The sequence below is a fragment of the Pandoraea sp. genome, from assembly GCF_041919235.1.
Classification (GTDB): Bacteria; Pseudomonadota; Gammaproteobacteria; order Burkholderiales; family Burkholderiaceae; genus Pandoraea.
This window is the reverse complement of the sequence record NZ_JAYRUC010000006.1, coordinates 41,009-63,367: the sequence shown is the minus strand read 5'-3', so window position 1 is coordinate 63,367 and position 22,359 is coordinate 41,009. Positions and strand designations below refer to the sequence as shown.

Here is a 22,359-nt window from a genome sequence, read left to right as displayed (position 1 = left end):
CGCGCGTTCAGGGTAAACGACTGTATTGAAAGCGCTTCTTACCGCTTGCGAAAGTCTTCCGCTCTGATAAAGTATTTTGCATGCAAAATGCAAAACGAATTTTCAAGAGGAGACAGACGTTCATGCTGAAGCTCGATTTCCATCCCTCGGGCCGCCATTTCCTGCAGATTCCCGGCCCCAGTCCGGTGCCCGACCGGATTCTGCGCGCGATGAGCTACCCGACGATCGATCACCGTGGCCCGGAGTTTGGTGCGCTCGGGCGCAAGGTACTCGCCGACATCAAAAAGATCTTCAAGACCGAACAGCCCGTGGTGATCTATCCGGCATCGGGCACTGGTGCGTGGGAGGCGGCGCTCTCGAACACGCTCTCGCCGGGCGATTCCGTGCTCATGTTCGAGACAGGGCACTTCTCCACGCTCTGGAAAAAGATGGCCGAGAACCTTGGGCTGACGCCTGAGTTCGTCGGCCTGCCCGGCACCGACGGTTGGCGTCGCGGCGTGCAGCCGGACATGATCGAAACGCGTCTGCGCGCCGACACCGCACATGACATCAAGGCCGTGTGCGTGGTGCACAACGAAACTTCCACCGGAGTGACGTCGGATATCGCCGCCGTGCGCCGCGCCATCGACGCCGCAGGCCATCCCGCCCTGCTGCTCGTCGACACGATCTCGGGCCTCGGCTCGGCCGATTACCGTCACGACGAGTGGGGCGTGGACGTCACGGTCTCGGGGTCGCAGAAAGGATTGATGCTGCCACCGGGAATCAGCTTCAACGCCGTGTCGGCCAAGGCGCTCGATGCCGGACGTCACGCCAGGTTGCCGCGCGCCTTCTGGGGCTGGCAGGAAATTATCGAAGCGAACAAGACCGGCTACTGGCCTTACACGCCGAACACCAACTTGCTCTATGGCCTGTCCGAAGCGCTCGACATGATTTTCGAGGAGGGGCTGGACAACGTGTTTGCACGCCACCAGCGTCTGGCCGAAGCAACGCGTCGTGCGGTGCGCGCGTGGGGGCTGGAGATCCAGTGCCAGGACCCGGCGGTGTACAGCCCGGTGCTCACCGGCGTGGTCATGCCGCAAGGCGTCGACGCCGACGAGGTGCGCAGGCGCATCTACGAACGCTTCGATATGTCGCTGGGTCAGGCGCTTGGAAAGATCCGCGGCACGATGTTCCGCATCGGCCATCTGGGCGACTGCAACGACCTCACCCTGATGGCAACGCTCGCGGGTTGCGAAATGGGATTACAGATCTCCGGCGTGAAACTTGCCGGTTCCGGGGTGGTTGCCGCGATGGACGCTCTGGCGCAGGCGCAGGACACGCCGTCGCTCAAGGTCGCCGCCTGACGAGGTGCCTTCATCGCCAGTGCGCGTGGGCATCAGGGCCGCCGCCGCATGACGACGGCCACGCAGTCATCGCTTGACGTGTCATTCACACGGCACAGGGCCACACCCCAGAAGGGCCCGTGCCCCCCAGCAACACCGTTTGCGCTGTCTGCAAGTTGCGGGCGCGCTTCACAGGATGTTTCAGGAGACATGCAATGAAGCTATTCAAAGCGACAAGGGTCGTATTGGTGATGCTATGCGCCATGTACTTCATCACCTATCTCGATCGGGTCAACGTCAGTACGGCGGCCGCAGGTTTCGGCAAGGAATTCGGTCTCAACAAGACGGAAATCGGTCTCGTCTTCTCCGCATTCGCTTACCCCTATCTGGTCTTTCAAATCATTGGCGGCTGGGTGAGCGACCGCTTCGGTGCGAAGCGCACGCTGCTGGCGTGCGGTGCATTGTGGGCCGTGGCGACGATTCTCACCGGCATGGCGGGCGGTCTCGTCACGCTGCTGCTTGCCCGTTTGCTGCTCGGTCTCGGTGAAGGCGCCACGTTCCCGGCGGCAACGTCGGCCATGTCGCGCTGGGTCTCCAAGGAAAAGCGCGGCTTCGCGCAGGGCATCACGCACGCGGCGTCGCGCATCGGTAACGCCGTGGCACCGGCCGTCGTGGTCTTCATCATGACCACGCACGGCTGGCGCGAATCGTTCTATTTGTGCGGGATCGTGAGCCTGGTCTGGGTGGTCCTGTGGGGACTCACGTTCACCGAGCGCCCGCAGGCGCACCCGCGCATCACGGCCGACGAGCTGGCCGTGCTGCCGGCGGCGAAAGCCAAGCGCGCACCGGTGCCATGGGGGCCGCTCTTCAAGCGCATGATGCCCGTCACCCTCGTGTATTTCTGTTACGGCTGGACGTTGTGGCTCTTCCTGTCCTGGATTCCGCAGTACTTCCTGCATAGCTACGACCTCAATCTGAAGAAGTCGGCGCTGTTCGCTTCGAGTGTGTTTTTTGCGGGCGTGATCGGCGATACGCTGGGCGGGGTCGTCACCGACAAGCTATACGCGCTCACCGGCAGCCTGAAGCGCGCGCGTAGCTGGATGGTGTCGAGCTGCATGTTGCTCACGTTGCTCTCGCTCGTGCCGATGTTGTTCACGCACCAGTTGTATGTATCGGTGGCATGTCTCGCCTTCGGCTTCTTCTTCGCCGAAATGACGATCGGGCCGATGTGGGCGATTCCGATGGATATCGCGCCTGAACACTCGGGCACGGCCAGCGGCATGATGAATACCGGCTCGGCACTGGCCGCGATCATCTCGCCAGTCCTCTCGGGGTATCTCATCGATCGCACGGGCAACTGGGAATTGCCGTTCGTCGGCAGCATGATTCTCATGGCCTTCGGCGTAGTGCTGGCCCTGCGCATGCAGCCTGAGAGCAAGTTCGCACTCGATGGCGAAGCGGGCGCGGCGAGCAGCGCGCGTCAGGCCGCGTGACATAGCCAGGAGGTCCGTCCGGCAGTCGTGCCGATTTCGGCGCCGACGACCTCGGCGGCATCCTCTAGAAAGCACCTGCCGGGCAGGCGTCGCGTCTGCCCGCCGCAGGCCGGTCTCCCCCGGCGCGCCCACGGCGCCGCCAGCCCAATGTCAGAGACGTCATGAATTCCCCATCGAACGCTCGCGCGAATGCGCCCGCGAATCTCATCCGCCAGCCCGTCCATCTGATGCCGATGCAACGCGGCGGGGTTGCGCTCACGCCGTTGCAGGACCGTCTGCGCCGCGAGTTGCGCGGCGACATTTACTTCGACCGCGCGAGTCGCGGCCGCTATGCGACAGACGCGTCGATCTATCAAATTTTCCCTATCGGCGTGGTCGTGCCGCGCGATCAGGACGATCTGGTCTGCGCCCTGGACATCGCGCGCGACCAGCGGGTGCCGGTGCTCGCGCGCGGCGCGGGCACGAGCCAGTGCGGCCAGACCATCGGCGAGGCGCTCGTCATCGACAACAGCAAATGGCTCAACCGCGTGGTGGCGTTCGACGCCGAGGCGCGCACGGTCACCGTCGAGCCGGGCATTGTGCTCGATCATCTGAACGCGTGGCTCAAGCCGCATGGTCTGTGGTTTGCGGTGGACGTGTCGACTGCGGCCCAATGCACCATCGGTGGCATGACGGGCAACAACTCGTGCGGCTCGCGCTCCATCGAGTACGGCAACATGGTGCACAACGTGCTCGCGATCGATGCGGTGCTGGCCGATGGCGCGCAACTGCACTTCGGCTCGCTGCGTACGCCTCCCGCCGACGCCCGCACGCAGGCGATTCTCGCGGGCGTTCACGAGATTGCCGTGCGTGAGCGCGAGGAATTGCGTGAGCGTGTGCCGCGCGTACTGCGGCGTGTGGCGGGCTACAACCTCGATCTGTTCGACTGCCTCAACCCGCGCGCCTACACGGACGACGGCGTCGCCAACCTGTCGCATCTGCTGGTCGGCTCCGAAGGCACGCTCGCGTACAGTCGTCAGATCACGCTCAAGCTCACGCCGCTGCCGGTGCACAAGACGCTCGGCGTGGTGAACTTCCCCACGTTCTATCAGGCGATGGATCTCACCCAGCACATCGTCAGGCTGGGGCCGGTGGCGGTGGAGCTGGTCGACCGCACGATGATCGATCTCGCGATGCACAACCCCGCGTTTCGTCCCGTGATCGAGCAGGCGCTTGTCGGCAATCCGCAGGCGATTCTGCTCGTGGAGTTCAGCGGCGACGACGCTGGCGCGTTGCGCGCAAAACTCGACGATCTCGCCGCGCTCATGGGGGATCTCGGCTTGCCGGAATGCGTGGTGAAGATGCCCGACGCCGGGCCGCAGAAGGCGCTCTGGGAAGTGCGCAAAGCGGGCCTGAACATCATGATGAGCATGAAGGGCGACGGCAAGCCGGTGTCGTTCATCGAAGATTGCGCAGTGCCGCTGGCGCACCTCGCGGAGTACACACGGCGCCTGACCGAGGTGTTTCATCGGCATGGGACGGAGGGTACGTGGTATGCGCATGCGAGCGTGGGCACGCTGCACGTGCGGCCGATACTGGACATGCGCCGCGACGGCGCGGTGAAGATGCGGGCCATCGCCGAAGAAGCGGCGGCGCTTGTGCGCGAATACAAGGGCGCGTACTCGGGCGAGCATGGCGACGGGCTGTGCCGAGGCGAGTGGGTGGCCTGGCAATATGGTCCGCGCATCAATGCGGCGTTCGGTGAGATCAAGCAACTATTCGATCCGGAAAACCGCTTCAATCCGGACAAGATGGTGCGGGCGCCGAAGATGGACACGCGTGCGTTGTTTCGCTTCGCGCCCGGCTATGCGGCCGAGCCGCTCGCGCCCGCGCTCGACTGGACGGCGTGGAACGTGCATCGCAACGCGCTGAGCGGCGAGCAGACGGCGCCCGACACCGGGGGCGATGCCACGCACGGCCTCGCGTCGGCCGTCGAAATGTGCAACAACAACGGGCACTGCCGCAAGTTCGATGCAGGCACGATGTGTCCGAGCTATCGCGTGACCCGCGACGAGCAGCACCTGACGCGCGGCCGGGCGAACACCTTGCGGCTGGCCGTCTCCGGACAGTTGGGCGACGACGGACTCGCGAGCGACGACGTCAAGGCCGCGCTCGACTTGTGCGTGTCGTGCAAGGGTTGCAAACGCGAGTGCCCGACGGGCATCGACATGGCGCGCTTCAAGATCGAGGCGCGCCATGCGCGCGCCAAACGCCATGGCGTGTCGCTGCGGGACAGGCTGATCGCCTATCTGCCGCGCTATGCGCCCTGGGCCAGCCGCGTCGGCGGTCTGCTCGATGCGGCCCAGCGCCTGCCCGGCAGCAACGCTGCGAAGCGCTGGCTCGGCCTGGCGCCGGAGCGCTCGCTGCCGGCGCTCAAGGCGTCGTTCCTGGAGGGGCAGCGACCGCTCGCGGCCGCCCCTGTGCCAGAGTCGACCGCGACGCGCCAGGTGCTGCTTTTCGTCGACACCTTCAACAACTACATGGAGCCGGAGAACGCGCGCGCCGCGAAGCGCGTGCTCGAAGCCGCCGGCTACACCGTTCATGTGAATCGGCCGGCGGGCGAGCGGCCATTGTGCTGCGGACGTACCTTCCTCGCGGCTGGGCTGGTGCAAGAGGCGAAGGCGGAGGCGCGCCGCTTGCTCGACGCCGTGCTGCCGTTCGTCGAGCATGGCGTGCCGGTGGTGGGTCTGGAGCCATCGTGCCTGTTGTCGCTGCGGGACGAGGTGCTTGGGTACGGCTTCGGCGATGCGGCCCGCAAGTTGGCTGAGAACGCGTTCCTGTTTGAGGAATTTCTGGTTCGTGAGCAGGCAGCGGGGCGTTTCGAGGTGACATGGCGGGCGTTGCCCGGTGGGGTCGACGAAGCGCTGGTGCACGGTCATTGTCATCAGAAGGCGCTCGACGCGTTTTCATCCGTCACAGCCGTACTTGGTTGGGTGCCGGGGCTGAAGGTATCATCGATCGAGTCGTCATGCTGCGGCATGGCGGGCAGTTTCGGTTATGAGGCTGAGCACTACGACACCTCGCGTGCGATGTCCGAACTGGCGCTGCTGCCAGCGGTCAGGCAGCGCGGCGCGAACGCCATCGTCGTTGCCGACGGCACCAGTTGCCGGCATCAGATTCATGATGGGGCGAAGGCGGCGGCGGAGCATGTGGCGTGTGTGCTGGCCCGCGCGCTGCCCTCATGATCGCTGTCTTTATTCCGAAAGCGCCCTTCAGAGGATTGTGATGTCAGATTCGGTCAAAACGGTTTCGACGTCTGCGAACGTGGCTTCCGGGCCCATTGCGGTGCCTCCGGTCGCCCGGGTGGGCGATTCGCTCGCCCAGGTGGCGACGCCTTCGTTGCTGCTCGATCTCGACGCGTTCGACGCGAACGTCGCTCGTATGGCGAGCGCGGCGGCGGCGCGCGGGGTGGCGGTGCGCCCGCACGCCAAGGCGCACAAGTCCGTCACGATCGCCCGGGCGCAGATGGCGGCAGGCGCGGTGGGCATTTGCTGCCAGAAGGTGACGGAGGCGATTCCATTCGTCAATGCGGGCATCGGCAGTATCCACATCAGCAACGAATTCGTTGGCGAGGCGCGTGTCGCGCTGGCCGTCGCGATGGCCTCGCGCGTTGCACTGTCGGTCTGCGTGGACGATGTGCGTCAGGTGGCGCCGCTCGGTAAGGCTGCGCAGCGCGCGGGTGTGCGTATCGCGGTGCTGCCCGAGGTCGACGTGGGGCAGGGGCGATGCGGCGTCGATTCGACGCATGCCGTGGGCAAACTGATCGACGCGATCGATCATTACGAAGGGTTGCGCTTCGGCGGGCTGCAGGCGTATCACGGCAGCGCGCAGCACGTCGATCGCTGGGACCAGCGGCGAGACGCGGCGCGGCTCGCCGCTGACCGGGCATCGGCCTACGTGCGATTTCTGGAGGCACGCGGCATTACGTGTCCAGTGGTGACGGGCGGCGGTACCGGTACGGCAGAGTTCGACATCGAGAGCGGCGTTTATACCGAGATCCAGCCTGGCTCGTATGTATTCCTCGACGGTCATTACGCCTCGCTGGAATGGCGCGACGATTGGCGCTTCCGCCACGGCCTGTTCCTGTTGTCGACGGTCATGAGCACGGCCCGCGCGGGTGTCATTGTCTGCGACGCGGGGCTCAAGAGCGTGTCGACCGATTCCGGGCTGCCGCACTTCTGGTCGTCGCAGCAACCGGGTAAGCCGCATTACGCCATCGCGTCGGACGAACATGGCGTACTCGAACTCACATCGCCCGGCGAGGACAGCAAGCCCTGGCTCGGCGAACCGATGCTGCTTGTGCCGGGTCATTGCGATCCGACGGTCAATCTCTACGACCGATATGTCGCGGTGCGGCACGCTCGCGTAGAGGGGCTATGGGCCATCGAGGCGCGCGGGCTGAGTCAATGACGGCGGACACACACAAGGCCCACGACAGCGAGGCGAGGGTGCGCGCCGCATGCCCTGTTTTCCAAAATATTTTGGGGAGAGGGGCTTCCCAACTCTAAAAAACCGCGCTATAGTCTCACTTCTTCGCCGTACGGGGGTATAGCTCAGCTGGGAGAGCGCTTGCATGGCATGCAAGAGGTCAGCGGTTCGATCCCGCTTACCTCCACCAAAACGGAAGACTTTAGGTCCCCTTCGTCTAGAGGCCTAGGACATCACCCTTTCACGGTGAGTACAGGGGTTCGAATCCCCTAGGGGACGCCAGATTTATCGGCGTGATTCTCGGAAAATTCCGAAAGCACGACGTTCAATCGGTTGTCGACAAACGCGCTTGGCTTCATCGCCAAGCGCGTTTTGTTTTTCCGCGACGGGATGGTTGCCACGACATGACCGGCGTTCGCAGCCAAAGCCGCATCCGCATCCGCAGTCAAGCTCGCCTCTGCGTCCGCAGCCAAAGCCGCACCCGCACCCGCACCCGCACCCGCAGCCCTCGCACACGGTCACATCTGCAACGACATCGGTATCTGCAACGGTACTTGCTGCGGGCATCTGCAGCGGCACCTGCAACGGCATCTGCAACGGCATCTGCGACGGCACTTGCAGCGGCACTTGCAGCGGCACCTGCAATGGCACCTGCAATGGCACCTGCAACGGCACCTGCAACGGCAACCGTCCCCACACCTGAACTTCGTTGTACTCAGCGCACCGGCGAACTGGCCATCGGCCCCACCACGGTTTTCCATGGCCGCACGCGCCATGCCTTCACCAAGCCATTCACCACGTACGGATCGGCCTTCGCGAACGCTTCCGCTGCCGCAGGCGAGTCGCCGTCGAAGAGCAATGCCGCCGTGTCGACGGGCGACTCCAGCGCACCCGCAAGCAACAGTTCACCGCGCTCAGCGGCCTGCCATGCCAGCGCGAGATGGGCATCGCGGTATTGTCCGCGCCGTTCGAGATAGTCATCGACGAGGTCGTACGTAAGCAGGTAATGCATGGAGTCGTCTCCTTCGTGTTCGCCGCCGTTTTGGCGGCATTATCGGTAAAACGTCGATGGTGGCACGCCGAAATGCCGCTTGAACATGGCGGCAAACGCGCTCTGGCTCGCGTAGCCGTGGTCGAGCGCCACGTTCACGATCTTCTCGCCGCGCGCGAGCGCTTCCAAGGCTTGCAGAAGACGCGCCTGCTGCCGCCAGCGACCGAACGTCATGCCCGTCTCCCGCGAAAAGCGCCGTTGGAACGTTTTGGCCGATAGGCCAGCGCGGTGCGCCCAATCGCCGATGGTCGTGTCGTCGCATGGCGCGTGCATCAAACCATCGCATACGTGCGCCAGACGCGTGTCGCGTGGCCACGGCAGATATAGCGGAAGCACCGGCGAGGCGATCAGTTCGTCCAGCAGCAGACGCATGAGGCGCGCGTCGCGTGAGTCCGGCGCGTAATCGAGCGGCACGCCGATCGCCGCGAGAATCAGCTCGCGCATGAGCGGCGTGATCTCCACCACACAGCTCGTGTCGGGTAATGGCTCGGTGCCGGGCTCGACGAACACCGTACGCATCTTGACGTTGCCGCTCATCCGCACGGTGTGCTCCAGCCCGGCGGCGAGCCACACACCACGTGTGCTTGGCACCACCCATCGCCCAGATGCCGACGCAATGATCATCACGCCTTCGATGGCGTAGAGCAGTTGCGCCCGCCGGTGGGAATGCGACGCAATGAACGCGTTGTGCGCATAGTCGACCGCCATCGCCGCCATCGGCATGGGCGTGTTTTCAAAGCGCAGATGGTCGCTCAGATGCGTATCCTGGGATTGGCGCGCGGTGTTCACCGGTGTCCTTTTCGAGACAGGTTTTGGAATTTTAGCGTGAGACACCCCGGCGCGATATCCCGGACGATGACGCTTCCTCTTCACACTTGCGGAAAATCATCATGGGGTACTTCCTGTATCCGCTCGGCGCCATGCTGTTGTGGGCCGGCAATGTCATCGTCTCGAAGCTCTCGGCCACGAGCATCGCGCCGTCGGCCATCACGTTTTACCGGCTGGTGCTGGCGCTAGCCGTCATGACGCCGTTCGTCATGGGCCCGCTGGCGCGCAACTGGGCGCGCGTTCGCCCGCAGCTCGCCAAACTCGGCTTCCTCGGCTTTCTGAGCATGTCGTTCTATCAGAGCCTGTCGTATCTGGCGGCGCACAGCACGACGGCGACGAACATGGCCATCGTGACGGCACTCGCGCCCCTGCTCACGTTGCTGTGGAGCGTCGTGCTGCTGCGCGAGCCGCCAACGCTCGGCATGCTCGTCGGTGGTCTGCTGTCACTGGCGGGGCTGGTCTATCTGATCGGGCAGGGGCATCCGTCGCAACTACTCGACGGCGGTGTTCATCCGGGCGATGTACTCATGCTGATCGCGTCGGCATCCTACGGGCTGTACAGCGTGTTGTTGCGGCGCTGGCACGTGGCCGTGCCACCCGCGCAGTCGACTTACGTGCAGGCCTGGGCGGCACTCGTGACGATGATTCCGATGCTCGCACTCGTGCCCGCCGGTCAAGCACGGCTCAACGCCGTCACGGTCCCGCTGGTACTGTATGCGGGCCTGGGCGCGTCGATCCTGTTGCCTATCCTCTGGATTCAAGGCATTCGCCACCTGGGGCCGAACCGGTGCAGCATGTTCATCAACGTGCTGCCCGTTATGACGGCGGCGATTGCGGTGGTGTTGCTGGGTGAGCGCTTGCACACCTTCCACCTGATCGGCGGTGGTGTGGCCCTTGTCGGCGTGATTGTCGCGCAGTGGTGGCAGCGTCCGTTACCGGGCTTCGGCCCGGTCGCTGACGAATCGGACGAAGTCCCCGCGTGAGCCCGTGGCCGCACGCTGCTGATGCGGTAGCAGCAGCGGCAGCGGCAGGGCCGGGGGTGACACGTTATGCACCACGAACGGCGACCCCGTAAGTACTCACTATGCGACGGTCCTGCTCTTGCGCGGAGAACGCTTCCCACAGCAGGCCGTTGCAGTCGGTGCTGCTCGCGTACCCGGGGGCTTCATCGTCTTCGAAACCGATGTGCCGCAGCGCGCCAGCGCACGTCGGCGATTGGTTGATCGAGAAGTTCAGCAGATCGGTGCGCCACATGGCATACGCACCGGGTACGACCGCCGCGGGCGGCTGGCCGAGACGCACCGAATAGTCCTGAATGGATTCGTCGAGATCGCGCACGGCGAGCGCGATGTGAAAGCGTTTCATGGGGTCTCCTGACGTTGGGGGGAACGCACCGACACCGGGCAATGTGAGCGCCCGCTCGCGCGTCGAGCGATGGGGGCGGCGGGTCGATGGGGTCGATGGGGTCGATAGCATCGACCGAGACCCATCGTACGCGCCCTCAGGAAGCGCAGCCAGACGGCACGTTATCCCGGTATCCGGTGTAACGGGATGGCAGTCGGCAGACCGTGGCGGTGCCCGGGAGGTGCCGGCCAAGTGTTGACGAAGTGTCGGCGAAGTGCCGGCCAAGTGTCGGCGAAGTGTTGGCGAAGTGTTGGCGAAGCGCAGGAAAACGCGCCCGAGGAATCGGGCAGCGCGCAGTGAACGGTGTGAGCGGTGTGAGCGGGCGCTTACTGGGGGCGTCGGAATTCGTTCTCGACCCATGCGCGGGCGCTGTTGCGCGAGAGCTTGAACGTGGGCGGTACCTTGACCGACGCGAGCGTTTCGCCAAAGCGGTCGACGGCGCTGAGCATGGCGTACGGATCGTAGTCGTCGGGCACGATGTCGAGCGTGACGTCGATGTCGCCGTCGGGGCCGTCGACGCTCACCCGCTTGTGCAACTGGGCGTGCAAGTGCTGCTCGTGACGACGCAGCACTTCGGCGGCCGTTTTCACTAGGGTGTGGAACGCGCCGACGTCGAGCGGTTTCGGATTCTTCTTATCGCGCCCCATCGTCCATGGGCCGACGAGTGCGGGTTCCGATTCGCCGTCCTTGTACATGGCGACGGCCCAGCCGTCGTCATCCTCGTTCTTCGCGACCTTGGCGGTCCAACCGTCGTCGCGCCACAGGCGGTCTTCGTGCACGGTATCGCCGCTATTGGAGGTATGGTCAGTCGGATGTCGGTCGGTGGAGGGTGCGGTCACTGTCGGAGATCGGGGCGTGGGGGAATGAGAGGCACGGGCGCGAGGCCCATCGAAACGCGCTTGCGAAGGACGCAATTTTACCGCGTCCTGCCAAAGCCTGGACGCGTTCGCCGTTGTGCGTTGCCAGACATGCGATGCGCGTTGCGCGTCTCACTCGTTTGCCGACGCCAGCGCGACGAGCATCGCCACCGGTAGCAGCACGCACCAGAAGCCCGCGCCGTGATAGGCGAAGCCGCCCAGAATGGCCCCGACAGCAAACGCGGCCAAGGCGGGAATCATTTTGCGAAGGCGCGTTCGTGCGGCCGTGGCGTCACCGCAATTGCCGCTCGCCAGCTCGACCATGTCGATCACGATCTGCGTGGTATTGCCGGTCATGATCGTGGTGGGGGCGAGGTCGGAGAGCACGAGGCGCCCCAGCGCATTCTGAATGGCGAGGGCGGCCACGCCGAACATGCCCGAGAGAATCGCCAGCGGGGCATCTGCCGAGACGATGGGTTGCGCCGCTATTCCCACCAACATGAACCCGAGCAGCAACACCGTCTGCGCGGCAAGCAGCAGGCGCAGCGGCCGGCGCCCGGTACGTGAGAAAACCTGCACCACCCATTTCACCAAAGCGACGAAAATGACGAAAACGGGCAGCGCCAGCAGTTTGGCCAGCACGCCGACGTGGGTACTGGCGACCAATTGCACGCCAATCATCACGAAGTTGCCCGTCACATGGGCAGTAAACAGTCCGAATAATGCGATGAATCCCACGACGTCGATATAGCCCGCCACGAAGGCAAGCGTCATGCCGATGGCCGTCGGTTTGGAGAAGTGGCTCACACAGGCGCGTGCAAAAGTGAAGGCCTCGGTCGCGGTGGGAAATTGGCGGGGGGGACCCATGCAGGCTCCTCTGACGACTTGCGTTGCGGGTTTGGCGCCACCGTTATGGCGCGCGTGGCGCGGCTCCGGGTGATGTCGAAGCATATCACCTGCCTACGATGCGTCGAGTCGAGACGCGTGTGCGCGAAGGGCTCGATCCGTTCGATGCGTGCAAAACGTGTGATGCGTGCGATGCGTGTGATGCGTGTGATGCGTGTGATGGGTGTGATGCGTGTGATGCGCGTATCGGCACTGGGGCATTGGAGCACTGACGCATGCGGGCGCGTGGTGCATGAAGCGCATGAAGCGCATGAAGTGCGCAGGGCGAGCGTGGCGCATGGGGTGCGCTGCGGTGCAGCGCTTGGGGCGTTCGATTGTCCGGTGCGTGCGGCCGGCGGCAAGTGCTTCGTGCGTTCGTGCCGACGGGCACCTTCAGCGCGTCTTCGCGGATCGCACCGTGCACGGCGAGAAACTGTCTGCGCTGATAGCATGGGGTGTCGCACCTTTTGAGCGCGTCACCTTCCACGCCACTTTCTGCGGAGCTCCCCGATGTCGATTTCTCTCTATCGCGCCACCATCCCCGTCTATCTGCGCGGTCTGACCGTCATGGCAGACTACATGAAGAAGGCTCGCGCGCATTGCGATGCGAAGTCGCTCGATCCGGCGACGATTCTGAGCGCGCGGCTCGCCCCCGATATGCTCGACTTCGTGGCGCAGGTGCAGCGAGTGAGCGATACGGCGAAGTTCGCCGTCGCACGGCTCACGGGCGTGGAGTCGCCCGCGTTCGACGACAACGAGACGACGTTCGACCAACTGCTCGATCGCATCGCCAATACCGAGGCGTTCATCGCCGGAATGCTCGAAGATCGTTTCGAGGGGGCCGAGTCGCGGAACATCACCTTGAAATTCAAGGAGTATCAGACCACGATGGGCGCGGTCGACTACCTGCTCAAGTTCGCGCTGCCGAACTTCTATTTCCACGTGACGACCACGCACGACATTCTGCGCGCGCAAGGCGTGGACATCGGCAAGCGGGACTATCTCGGCCCGTACGAGATGGAGAAGATCTGACCGGCGCGAACCGGATGTCGGCACTCGGCCGCCGCTCGTGCGCGAGCGCTTCGAGACTGCGCTGGCAGTCCCGCGAACCGTAACACCTCGCACGCGAGGGCGTCGGTTGGCCAAACACGCCGCCCGACGCCACGCGAGTCGTTACGGCAGACGCGGCTCCATCATGGCAAGCACCGTGCGCGCCGCCTCTTCCGACGAGGCCGGGTTCTGGCCCGTGACAAGCCGGCCGTCGCCGACGACGTGCGACTGCCAGTTCCCGCCCTTGTCAAACAGACCGCCCAGACGCTTGAGTTCGTCTTCGACCAGGAACGGCACCACATCGGTCAGTCCGACGGCCGCCTCCTCGTCGTTGGTGAAGCCCGTCACGTGGCGTCCACGCACGAGCGGCTCGCCGTTCGCGTTGCGCACCTGACGCAGAACCCCCGGCGCATGACAGACGAAGCCGATGGGCTTGCCCGCACGTTCGAAGGTCTCGATCAGACGGATCGAGTTCGGGTCCTGCGCCAGATCCCACAGCGGGCCATGGCCGCCGGGGTAAAAGACTGCATCGTAGTCGGCCGGATTGACGTCGGCCAGTCGCAGGGTATTCGCGAGCGCCTTCTGAGCGTCCGGGTCCTCGCGGAAGCGGCGCGTGGCGTCGGTTTGCGCATCGGGCGCGTCGCTCTTCGGGTCGAGCGGCGGTTGACCGCCGGCGGGGGACGCCAGCGTGACATTAAGTCCCTCGTCGATGAACACATAATACGGTGAGGCGAATTCTTCGAGCCAGAAGCCGGTGGCCTTGCCCGTGTCGCCGAGGCGGTCATGCGAGGTCAGCACCATCAGGATGTCCATGAGAAATCTCCCTGTCGAGTCGGCCATTCGGGTCATTCTACCTGTCATGCGGTGCGCTCGCAGCCGACAGACTGCCGCGTGCACGGTTCCCACCGACGGCGCATGCAACGCGTGGCTTGTGAGCGAAATTCACACAAAGTCGCAATCGAATTCGATTTGCGACGCTGCGCGCGTCCGCTATGCTCATGCGGGTGCGGGCGTCGCCCGCTGCTTTTCATCAAGCGAACGATGATGTGAACCGGCGGCGGTGGCCGTCCTCAGGAGCGAAAAATGCAATTGATTGGCATGCTGGATTCTCCGTACGTGCGTCGCACGGCGATCTGTTTGAAGCTGCTGGGGTTATCGTACGAACATCGCTCGCTGTCCGTGTTCAGCACGTATGACGCGTTCGCCGCGATCAATCCGGTCGTCAAGGCGCCCACGCTCGTGACCGACGACGGCACGGTGCTCATGGACTCCACGCTCATCCTGCAATACCTCGAGACGCTGGTCGATCCGGGGCAGCGTCTCGTGCCGGTCGATCCCGTCGAGCATTTGCGGGCATTGCGTCTCACCGGGCTGGCGCTGGCCGCCTGCGACAAGTCGGTGCAACTGGTGTATGAGCGCGAACTGCGTCCGAGCGAGAAGCGCCACGCCCCATGGACGGAACGCGTGCGCAAGCAGGTGCAAGCGGCGTTTCACGCCTTGGAGCTTGAGTTGGCGCACGCGCCCATTCCGGCGACGCCGGACCGGATCGGCGAGCACGGCGTGACGATTGCCGTGGCCTGGCGGTTCCATCAACTGCTGTTGCCGGAGTTCGACTTCAGCACCCAGTTTCCGCAAATTGCCAGCTTCTCTGCGCAGGCGGAAGCGCTGCCCGCCTTTCGCGAGACGCCGCCGACCTGAGGCACGGCAGGCACGGCAGGCACGGCAGGCACGGCAGGCACGGCAGGCACGGCAGGCACGGCAGGCAGAAGCGCGATGCCGGACGGGTCGCCGTCCGGCCAAGGGACATCAGTTCTTGAGGCGGTAACCGGTCTTGAACATCCAGGCGACGATGGCGAGGAATACGGCAAGGAACACGAGCGTCATGCCCAGACTCACCCCAACGCTCACGTCTGCCAATCCGTAGAAGCTCCAGCGAAAGCCGCTGATGAGATACACGACCGGATTGAACAGCGTGACCGTGCGCCAGAACGGCGGCAGAATGTGCGTCGAGTAGAAGCTGCCGCCGAGAAACGTGAGCGGCGTGATGATGAGCAGCGGCACGACTTGCAGTTTCTCGAAGCCGTCGGCCCAGATGCCGATGATGAAGCCGAGCAGGCTGAATGTCACCGCGGTGAGCACCAGAAACAGCACCATCCATATCGGATGCTCGATGCGCAGCGGCACGAACAGCGCGGCCGTGCCAAGCATGATCACGCCGAGCACGATCGACTTGGTCGCCGCCGCACCGACATAGGCGACCACGATCTCCAAATAGGACACGGGCGCCGAAAGCAACTCGTAGATCGTTCCGGTGAAGCGTGGGAAATAGATGCCGAACGAGGCGTTCGTCACGCTCTGCGTGAGCAGCGAGAGCATGATGAGGCCCGGCACGATGAACGCACCGTAAGGCACGCCATCGATCTCGGGAATGCGCGAACCGATGGCCGCGCCGAACACCACAAAGTACAGCGACGTTGAGATGACGGGCGAGATGATGCTCTGCATCAGCGTGCGCCGCGTGCGGGCCATCTCGAAGTTGTAGATCGCCCTGACGGCGTAGAAATTCATGGCGCGGCTCATCCTTCTTTTTTGTGCACGAGCGAGACGAAGATGTCTTCGAGCGAGCTTTGCGTCGTGTGCAGGTCCTTCACCGAGATGCCGGCGCGTTCCAGGTCGCGCAGCAGGGTGGCGATGGACGTGTGCTCGATGGTGGCGTCGTAGGTGAAGACGAGTTCGCTACCGTTGCTGCCGAGCGCGAGGCCGTAGCCCGCGAGCGCCTCGGGAACGGCCGACAGCGGCTCGGTCAGTTGCAGCGTGAGTTGCTTGCTGCCCATGTGCCGCATCAGCTCGGTCTTCTCCTGCACGAGCGTGATCTGACCGCCAGTGATGATGCCCACGCGGTCGGCCATTTCCTCGGCTTCTTCGATGTAGTGCGTCGTGAGAATCACGGTCACGCCGGTCTCGCGCAGCGATTGCACGAGACGCCACATGTCGCGGCGAAGTTCGACGTCCACACCGGCGGTGGGCTCGTCGAGGAACAGCACGCGGGGCTCGTGCGAGAGCGCCTTGGCAATCAGCACACGTCGCTTCATGCCGCCCGAGAGCTGCATGATGCGACTGTCCTTCTTTTCCCATAGGGAAAGCGAGCGCAGCACCTTTTCGATGTGCGCCGGATTCGCAGGCTTGCCGAACAGGCCTCGCGAGAAGGAGACGGTGGCCCACACCGACTCGAACGAGTCGGTGGTCAGCTCCTGCGGGACCAGGCCAATGGCGGCACGCGCGGCACGGTAGTCCGTGACGATATCGTGACCGTCGACGGTGACCGTGCCCGAGGTCGGACGCACGATGCCGCAAATGGTGCTGATGAGGGTCGTTTTGCCGGCGCCGTTAGGGCCGAGCAGGGCGAAGATCTCGCCGCGCTGGATTTCCAGATTGATGTTCTTGAGCGCCTGGAAACCCGTCGCGTACGTCTTCGACAGATTCTGGATTGAGATTACGGATGGCATGGCGGCGACGATAGCACAGGCGTGCAGAACTTGTTGGGTACGAAATGCGCATGCAAGACAGGCGGGCATCGGGGCCGCCGTCAGCCCCGAAGTCCGCCTGCAATGGCCAAGCGAGCGGCCGGGCGAGCGCCCGGCACGTTCCGAGGCCTTGGGCCTTCCCTTAGACCTTCGGCATTTCCTTCGGCACGATCACCATCCAGTTCATGCCGAAGCGGTCCTTGACCATGCCGAAAATCTTCGCGTAGAAGGTTTCGTCGAGCTTCATGCCGACTTCGCCGCCGTCCGCGAGTGCATGGAAGGCTTTTTCGGCCGCCGCCACGTCTGAAAAGTCGACCGACAGCGAGAAGCCGTCGAACTTGGGCTTGCCGCTTACCATGCCGTCCGAGGCCATCACCATCGTGTCCCCGATCGTGAACTCGGCATGCATGATCTTGTTCTCGCTTCCCGGGGGGATCATGCCTTCCGGGCAGCTTTCCGGGCTTTCGCCGTAACGCATCAGCATGCCGCGCTTGGCGCCCAGCGTCTTCTCGTAGAACGCCATCGCTTCTTCACAACGGCCTTCGAAAAACAAATAGGAATGGACTTGCATTGAACGCTCCTCATGATGTCAAAAAAGGGGGGCATTGCGACGCCCCGGCAACGGGGTGTTATGGGACAAACGACATGGGCACCGATGCGTGTTCGTGGACCACGCGCCAGCGGCCTTTCGTCTTGCGATAGCCTACGGTTGCCCGCACGGTGGCGCCGTGCGTCTGGCCGTCCGGGCCGGTGTTGCGAACAACATTCACGCTGTGGCTGAACGCCAGGTCGCCGGCGTGCACGAGATGCCACTGGGTGACTTCGAAATGGATCGGCCCGAGCGTGTGGCCGAACCAACCCTCGAGCAAACGGCGGTACGCCTCGGTACCGCGATGCTCTGTCGGTGGCATTACGTCGAATACTACGACATCCGGGTCGTAATGCTCGATCAGCGTACCCACCGTCTTGTTGCGCACGGCGTCGAGCCATGCCGTATGGATTGCACGAATCGCGAACGCGTCGCTGTGTGCAGGATACGTCTCAACCATGCTGCCTCCTGACGCAAAACGTATGACAGCGAGTGGGGGCGAACGGCAACCGCGAACCCATTCGCATCCATTCCCGCCGCGCCACCCATGAGGTATGACGAACTGCATTTGTGGACGGTGTACACAAACAATAACAGACATAATGGACACTGTCCACAAGGAGTTGCAATGACAGAGCAAGAGACAACGACCGGGCCGTCGCGCACGACCTATCGGCATGGCGACCTGCGCCGGGCGCTGCTGGAAGCGGGGATCGCACTGGCGCGTGACGGCGGCCCGGATGCGGTGGTCCTGCGCGAGGCGACGCGCCGTGCGGGAGTCGTTCCCAATGCGGCGTATCGTCACTTCGCGAACCGTCAGGATTTGCTTGACGCGGTGCGCTCGGCCGCATTGGCCGAGTTGGCGTTGGCCATCGAACATGCGTCGGCAGCGCTCGCGACGTCCACCCTCGATGCCGTCGCGCGCGCCCGTGCCGGCTTGCGTGCAGTCGGTCTCGGCTATCTGCATTTCGCCCGTGCGCAGCCAGGGCTGTTTCGTACGGCGTTTTCTCCGTCGGAGAATGTGCGCACTGCGGCCGATCCGGCGAAGGCGGGCGCGAGCGGTCTGAATCCGTTCGAGTTGCTGGGGGCCGCGCTCGACGCCATGGTCACGACGGGCATCGTCGACGCGGCGCAGCGTCCCGGTGCGGAGTATCTCGCGTGGGCGGCCGTGCACGGGTTGGCGGTGCTTGTCATCGACGGCCCGCTGCGCAATTTGCCCGACGATCAGGTGGACGGCTTGGGGCAGCGCCTCGTGGCGATGGTCGAGCAGGGCCTATAGCGCAGGGGGCCGCCTGCGTTCGGATGCCGAGCGTGGTGCCGCGTGCGGGCAGGGCGTGTGCGGCGTTGTTAAATTTTCGTCAACCGAGGCGCCAGCACCTCGGCGAGCCAGTTCATGAACGCTTGTGCGCGCCGGGGCAGGTGACGCCGGTTCGCATAGAGCAGCGTCACCGCCAATGGTTCGGCCTGATACGCCGGCAGCACCGCTTGCAGCGTGCCGTCGGCCAATTGCGCTTGCAGGCCGCTCTCGGGGGCCTGAATCAGTCCGAGTCCTGCGATGCACGCCGCCTGATACGCGTCGGCATTGTTCACGGTCAGCACACCTTCCATCGGCCACTGTGTATAGCGTTCGCCATCGAAGTATTCCCAGCCGCCCGCGCGCGTGCCAAGTGTTGTGGTGTAGTGGATCAATCGATGTGCGTGCAGATCTTCAAGGGTGCGTGGCACACCGTAGCGTTTGAGGTAGGCCGGACTCGCGACGTTGATCTGCCGCATGTGGCCGAGCGGTCGGGCAATCAACGTGGAATCGGCGATGGCGCCCACCCGCAGCACGCAGTCAAACCCTTCTCGCACGAGATCGACGCGCCGGTCGGTACTCGACAGTTCCACGCGCAGCGCCGGGTGTTGCGCCAGAAACGCCGGCAATTGCGGAATGACCGTCGTGCGCGCAAGCGTGGCAGGCAGATCGACCCGGAGGCGGCCCGTGAGCGCTTCGTCACGCGCGACGAACATCGTTTCCCACTCTTCCATGTCGGCGAGCAGGTCCTTGCATCGCTCGACGCAGGCCTGCCCATCCTGCGTGAGTTGCACGCGCCGCGTGGTCCGATGCAGCAGACGTGTGCCCAGTTGGGTCTCCAATTGCTTGATCGCGTTGGAGACACTGGCGCGAGGCAGACCAAGACTGTCTGCGGCCTGCGTGAAACTGCCGGTCTCCGTCACCCGGACGAAAACGCGCATGGCGTCGAGCTGATGCATGGCGAGAGAAGGCCGGTTGGGCTTCCAATTGTTAACCGAATTTGATTAGTGTAATCAAATTCTGCGGGTTTATTGGTGGAAATCGTTGCAATAGCATGTTGAACATACCGCCGCATGTGAAGCGCGCCGCCCGCCACCGACGACGACCGGTGTGTGGGCAAGCGCAGACAGGTGCGGGGCAGGGCGGCCAGTGGGGGCGCCGACATTGTTCAACGGGGCGCTGCCAGTGGGCATTGCCCAATGCATTCAGGAGAAACACCATGACTCGCAAGATCGTTCTCATCACCGGTGGCAGCCGCGGCCTGGGTCGCGCGTCGGCGCTCGCCGCAGCGCGTCGCGGTATCGACGTGATCCTCACTTATCGCAGTCAGCGCACGCAAGCCGATGCGGTTGTGGCCGAGATCGTCACGCTGGGGGCGAAGGCCGTGGCCTTGCCGCTCGATGTTTCGGAATCGTCGCAGTTCGGCCCGTTCGCAGCGGAGATCAAGCGCGTGTTGGCCGACGTCTGGCAGCGCGACACGTTCGACTTTCTCGTCAACAACGCCGGAACCGGTTTGCATTCGGCATTTGCCGAGACGACCGAGGCGCAGTTCGACGAACTGGTGCGCCTGCATCTGAAGGGACCGTATTTCCTGACGCAGGCCTTGCTGCCGCTGATCGCAGACGGCGGACGCATTCTGAATGTCTCGAGCGGTCTCGCACGCTTTTCGCTGCCGGGTGCGTCGGCCTACGCCATGATGAAGGGGGGAATCGAGGTGTTCTCGCGCTATCTGGCGACGGAATTGGGGGTGCGCGGCATTCGGGCCAACACGATCGCGCCGGGCGCCATCGCGACGGACTTCAATGGGGGCACGGTCCGTGACAATCAGGCCGTCGGTCGGATGATCGCAGACAATACGGCGCTGGGCCGCGTGGGCGAGGCCGACGATATCGGCGGCATGGTGGCGGCGCTGCTGTCCGACGAGATGGGCTGGATCAATGCCCAGCGCATCGAGGCGTCGGGCGGCATGTTCGTCTGAGGCAGGCCGGCGTCACGCGGGGCTGCGCCGTGAGCGCATTGCGCCGGACCAGGCGACGGCCCCGACGATGCACACACCGCCCACGGCCATCCTGAGCGTGGGCGACGTGCCGAACAGCACCCACGCGAATGCAATCGCGTAGACGGGTTCGAGGGCGATCACCACGGCCGCCCGGCTGGCCTTGACGGTGCGCAGCGCGTGGATGAAGAGCGTATAGGCGAGGGCGGTGCACACGACACCGAGGCACGCAAGCCATCCCCATTGCGTGGCGGGCAGCGTGAGGGCTTCGCGCCAGGCGAACGGCGCGAGCCCGAGCACAATGCCGAGGCATTGCCACCAACTGGCCTGCAACGGCGACGCCTGTGCGCCCAGCACCCGGTTGGACAGCGCGATCACGGCGTAGATGGCCCCGGAGAGCACCCCCCAGGCGAGGCCGACGCTCGCCTCTGCCCGCCAGTCGAACGCAGGGGTCACCAGCGCCAGTCCGATGCACACGAGCGCGATGACTCCGGCGTCGCCCCATGTGGGACGTTCCCGGCGCAAGGGCCACTCGAGCAGGATGACGAAGGCGGGGAAGCACGCGAAGCCGAGGGTGCCGACGGCCACCCCGCCCGCTTTGATGGCCAGAAAGAACGCGAGCCAGTGTACGGCGAGCAGCGCGCCTGCGAGGATGAGTCGCAACGCCGACGCGGGCGAGAGGCCTCGCCATGGCGCGCCGCCCGCGAGCCGCGAGGCACTGCGCATGCCCGCCAGACCTGCGAGGGCAATGACACTCAGGGCAAGCCAGGAGAAGAGGCCACGGCCGAAGACGATCAGCGTGCTGCTCGCGGCGATGTGCTCACCGAACAGCGCCGAGGCGCCGAAAAGCATGGCCGCGACGTGCAGGGCGATCTGCTGGCTGGCCCCGCCGCGCGGCGGCAGGGTGAGCTCGGAACGGGCCGGTTTGCCGCTGGCCGCTGCCTCAGGCATCGCCGCAGGCGTCGGGCACCGGGACTGCCGTGGTGTACATGACCTGTTTGAGCGCAAAGCTCGATCGGATGTTGCGGATGCCCGGGATGCGCGACAGACGATCGGTGATCAGTGTTTCGTACGCGCTCATGTCGCTGACCATGACGCGCAGCAGGTAGTCGGCGTCGCCCGACATCAGGTAACACTCCATGACGTTCGGCAACGCGGTGACGGCGGCTTCGAAGGCATCGAGGCCATCACGGTTCTGATTCTCGAGCGTCACGTGGATGAAGACGTTGATATGCAACCCGAGGCGGGACGGGTCCAGCAGCGTGACGCGTTGGCGGATGTAGCCTGCGGCCTCGAGCGCCTTGACACGTGCCAGACACGGCGACGGTGAAAGGTTCACACGCGAAGCGAGTTCTACGTTGGTGAGGCGGGCGTCGGTTTGCAGTTCCCGCAAAATCTTCAAATCAATGGCGTCGAGATCCATACCACATTGCGCGTGCCCCGGATGAGGGCGGGCGTTCCAGTCGGTTAGCCGCTCGGTCGGCGACAGTGCCGCAATACTAGCGTATTTGACGCCGGTTCCGATGCGCTCGTCGTGGTGGTGTGCCGAAACCAGCGTCGCTTCGGGCATTCAACGGAGGCATTCGCCGCCATCCGCTT

The 22,359-nt window shown here is 64.4% G+C and carries 22 protein-coding genes and 2 tRNA genes; 11 read left to right on the top strand and 13 right to left on the bottom strand.

All coding sequences use genetic code 11. From position 1 onward, the window contains the following. Positions 1-122 precede the first annotated feature (122 nt). From ACE3UG_RS06315 to ACE3UG_RS06290, 6 genes are all read left to right on the top strand, one after another. Positions 123-1,343 (top strand): alanine--glyoxylate aminotransferase family protein, encoded by a 1,221-nt coding sequence (locus tag ACE3UG_RS06315; protein ID WP_374621157.1) that lies wholly within the window; start codon positions 123-125, stop codon positions 1,341-1,343. A 194-nt stretch (positions 1,344-1,537) separates the two neighbouring features. Continuing rightward, positions 1,538-2,815, top strand: a complete 1,278-nt coding sequence (locus ACE3UG_RS06310; protein WP_374621154.1) for an MFS transporter — start codon at positions 1,538-1,540, stop codon at positions 2,813-2,815. Positions 2,816-2,976: 161 nt separating this feature from the next. Further along, the gene (locus tag ACE3UG_RS06305) at positions 2,977-6,039 is read left to right on the top strand and encodes an FAD-binding and (Fe-S)-binding domain-containing protein (protein WP_374621151.1); all 3,063 of its coding nucleotides are present in this window, start codon (positions 2,977-2,979) and stop codon (positions 6,037-6,039) included. Positions 6,040-6,178: 139 nt separating this feature from the next. After that, positions 6,179-7,264 (top strand): DSD1 family PLP-dependent enzyme, encoded by a 1,086-nt coding sequence (locus ACE3UG_RS06300; RefSeq protein WP_374621537.1) that lies wholly within the window; start codon positions 6,179-6,181, stop codon positions 7,262-7,264. A 132-nt stretch (positions 7,265-7,396) separates the two neighbouring features. Further along, positions 7,397-7,472 (top strand) — tRNA-Ala (locus ACE3UG_RS06295). Positions 7,473-7,488: 16 nt separating this feature from the next. Then, positions 7,489-7,564: transfer RNA gene (locus tag ACE3UG_RS06290), tRNA-Glu, on the top strand. Positions 7,565-7,997: 433 nt separating this feature from the next. Here the strand turns inward: ACE3UG_RS06290 and ACE3UG_RS06285 are convergent. Further along, positions 7,998-8,294, bottom strand: coding sequence for a YciI-like protein (locus tag ACE3UG_RS06285; protein WP_374621149.1), 297 nt, complete (start codon positions 8,292-8,294; stop codon positions 7,998-8,000). A 39-nt stretch (positions 8,295-8,333) separates the two neighbouring features. Next, positions 8,334-9,056, bottom strand: a complete 723-nt coding sequence (locus ACE3UG_RS06280) for a helix-turn-helix transcriptional regulator (protein WP_374621534.1) — start codon at positions 9,054-9,056, stop codon at positions 8,334-8,336. Positions 9,057-9,223: 167 nt separating this feature from the next. On the opposite strand from ACE3UG_RS06280, the gene ACE3UG_RS06275 reads away from it, so the two are divergent. After that, positions 9,224-10,144, top strand: coding sequence for a DMT family transporter (locus ACE3UG_RS06275; RefSeq protein WP_374621146.1), 921 nt, complete (start codon positions 9,224-9,226; stop codon positions 10,142-10,144). 64 nt (positions 10,145-10,208) lie between these two features. Here the strand turns inward: ACE3UG_RS06275 and ACE3UG_RS06270 are convergent, their stop codons facing one another. From ACE3UG_RS06270 to ACE3UG_RS06260, 3 genes are all read right to left on the bottom strand, one after another. Beyond that, on the bottom strand, positions 10,209-10,526 hold the full coding sequence (locus ACE3UG_RS06270; protein ID WP_374621143.1) for a hypothetical protein: 318 nt from the start codon (positions 10,524-10,526) through the stop codon (positions 10,209-10,211). A 365-nt stretch (positions 10,527-10,891) separates the two neighbouring features. Then, the gene (locus tag ACE3UG_RS06265) at positions 10,892-11,404 is read right to left on the bottom strand and encodes a hypothetical protein (protein WP_374621140.1); all 513 of its coding nucleotides are present in this window, start codon (positions 11,402-11,404) and stop codon (positions 10,892-10,894) included. 150 nt (positions 11,405-11,554) lie between these two features. Beyond that, positions 11,555-12,289 (bottom strand): YoaK family protein, encoded by a 735-nt coding sequence (locus ACE3UG_RS06260; RefSeq protein ID WP_374621137.1) that lies wholly within the window; start codon positions 12,287-12,289, stop codon positions 11,555-11,557. A 528-nt stretch (positions 12,290-12,817) separates the two neighbouring features. Between ACE3UG_RS06260 and ACE3UG_RS06255 the strand changes: the two genes are divergently transcribed. Then, the gene (locus tag ACE3UG_RS06255) at positions 12,818-13,339 is read left to right on the top strand and encodes a DUF1993 family protein (RefSeq protein WP_374621135.1); all 522 of its coding nucleotides are present in this window, start codon (positions 12,818-12,820) and stop codon (positions 13,337-13,339) included. Between the two features lie 141 nt (positions 13,340-13,480). Here ACE3UG_RS06255 and ACE3UG_RS06250 read toward each other — a convergent pair whose 3' ends face one another. Beyond that, entirely contained in the window at positions 13,481-14,170 is a 690-nt protein-coding gene (locus ACE3UG_RS06250) for a type 1 glutamine amidotransferase domain-containing protein (protein ID WP_374621132.1), read from the bottom strand. A gap of 270 nt (positions 14,171-14,440) precedes the next feature. Between ACE3UG_RS06250 and ACE3UG_RS06245 the strand changes: the two genes are divergently transcribed. Then, positions 14,441-15,055 carry a glutathione S-transferase N-terminal domain-containing protein gene (locus tag ACE3UG_RS06245; RefSeq protein ID WP_374621130.1) on the top strand — a complete coding sequence of 205 codons (615 nt, stop codon included), beginning with the start codon at positions 14,441-14,443 and terminating at the stop codon, positions 15,053-15,055. A 108-nt stretch (positions 15,056-15,163) separates the two neighbouring features. On the opposite strand, the gene ACE3UG_RS06240 is transcribed toward ACE3UG_RS06245, so the two are convergent. The 4 genes from ACE3UG_RS06240 to ACE3UG_RS06225 form a co-directional block, all read right to left on the bottom strand. After that, positions 15,164-15,925 carry an ABC transporter permease gene (locus tag ACE3UG_RS06240; RefSeq protein ID WP_374621127.1) on the bottom strand — a complete coding sequence of 254 codons (762 nt, stop codon included), beginning with the start codon at positions 15,923-15,925 and terminating at the stop codon, positions 15,164-15,166. Between the two features lie 8 nt (positions 15,926-15,933). Beyond that, positions 15,934-16,932 carry an ABC transporter ATP-binding protein gene (locus ACE3UG_RS06235; protein ID WP_374621124.1) on the bottom strand — a complete coding sequence of 333 codons (999 nt, stop codon included), beginning with the start codon at positions 16,930-16,932 and terminating at the stop codon, positions 15,934-15,936. 91 nt (positions 16,933-17,023) lie between these two features. Further along, positions 17,024-17,452 carry a VOC family protein gene (locus ACE3UG_RS06230; protein ID WP_374621121.1) on the bottom strand — a complete coding sequence of 143 codons (429 nt, stop codon included), beginning with the start codon at positions 17,450-17,452 and terminating at the stop codon, positions 17,024-17,026. Positions 17,453-17,510: 58 nt separating this feature from the next. Continuing rightward, the gene (locus tag ACE3UG_RS06225) at positions 17,511-17,930 is read right to left on the bottom strand and encodes a nuclear transport factor 2 family protein (RefSeq protein WP_374621119.1); all 420 of its coding nucleotides are present in this window, start codon (positions 17,928-17,930) and stop codon (positions 17,511-17,513) included. 168 nt (positions 17,931-18,098) lie between these two features. Between ACE3UG_RS06225 and ACE3UG_RS06220 the strand changes: the two genes are divergently transcribed. After that, complete coding sequence (locus tag ACE3UG_RS06220; protein WP_374621116.1) at positions 18,099-18,749, top strand: TetR/AcrR family transcriptional regulator; 651 nt, start codon at positions 18,099-18,101, stop codon at positions 18,747-18,749. A gap of 68 nt (positions 18,750-18,817) precedes the next feature. Here ACE3UG_RS06220 and ACE3UG_RS06215 read toward each other — a convergent pair whose 3' ends face one another. After that, the gene (locus ACE3UG_RS06215; RefSeq protein WP_374621113.1) at positions 18,818-19,723 is read right to left on the bottom strand and encodes a LysR family transcriptional regulator; all 906 of its coding nucleotides are present in this window, start codon (positions 19,721-19,723) and stop codon (positions 18,818-18,820) included. Positions 19,724-19,983: 260 nt separating this feature from the next. On the opposite strand from ACE3UG_RS06215, the gene ACE3UG_RS06210 reads away from it, so the two are divergent. After that, on the top strand, positions 19,984-20,742 hold the full coding sequence (locus tag ACE3UG_RS06210; RefSeq protein WP_374621109.1) for an SDR family NAD(P)-dependent oxidoreductase: 759 nt from the start codon (positions 19,984-19,986) through the stop codon (positions 20,740-20,742). Between the two features lie 12 nt (positions 20,743-20,754). On the opposite strand, the gene ACE3UG_RS06205 is transcribed toward ACE3UG_RS06210, so the two are convergent. Together ACE3UG_RS06205 and ACE3UG_RS06200 are read right to left on the bottom strand one after the other, a co-directional pair. Beyond that, positions 20,755-21,711, bottom strand: a complete 957-nt coding sequence (locus ACE3UG_RS06205; RefSeq protein WP_374621106.1) for a DMT family transporter — start codon at positions 21,709-21,711, stop codon at positions 20,755-20,757. Next, the gene (locus tag ACE3UG_RS06200) at positions 21,704-22,183 is read right to left on the bottom strand and encodes an Lrp/AsnC family transcriptional regulator (RefSeq protein WP_374621531.1); all 480 of its coding nucleotides are present in this window, start codon (positions 22,181-22,183) and stop codon (positions 21,704-21,706) included. The genes ACE3UG_RS06205 and ACE3UG_RS06200 overlap by 8 nt, the downstream gene beginning before the upstream one ends. Between the last annotated feature and the right edge of the window lie 176 nt (positions 22,184-22,359).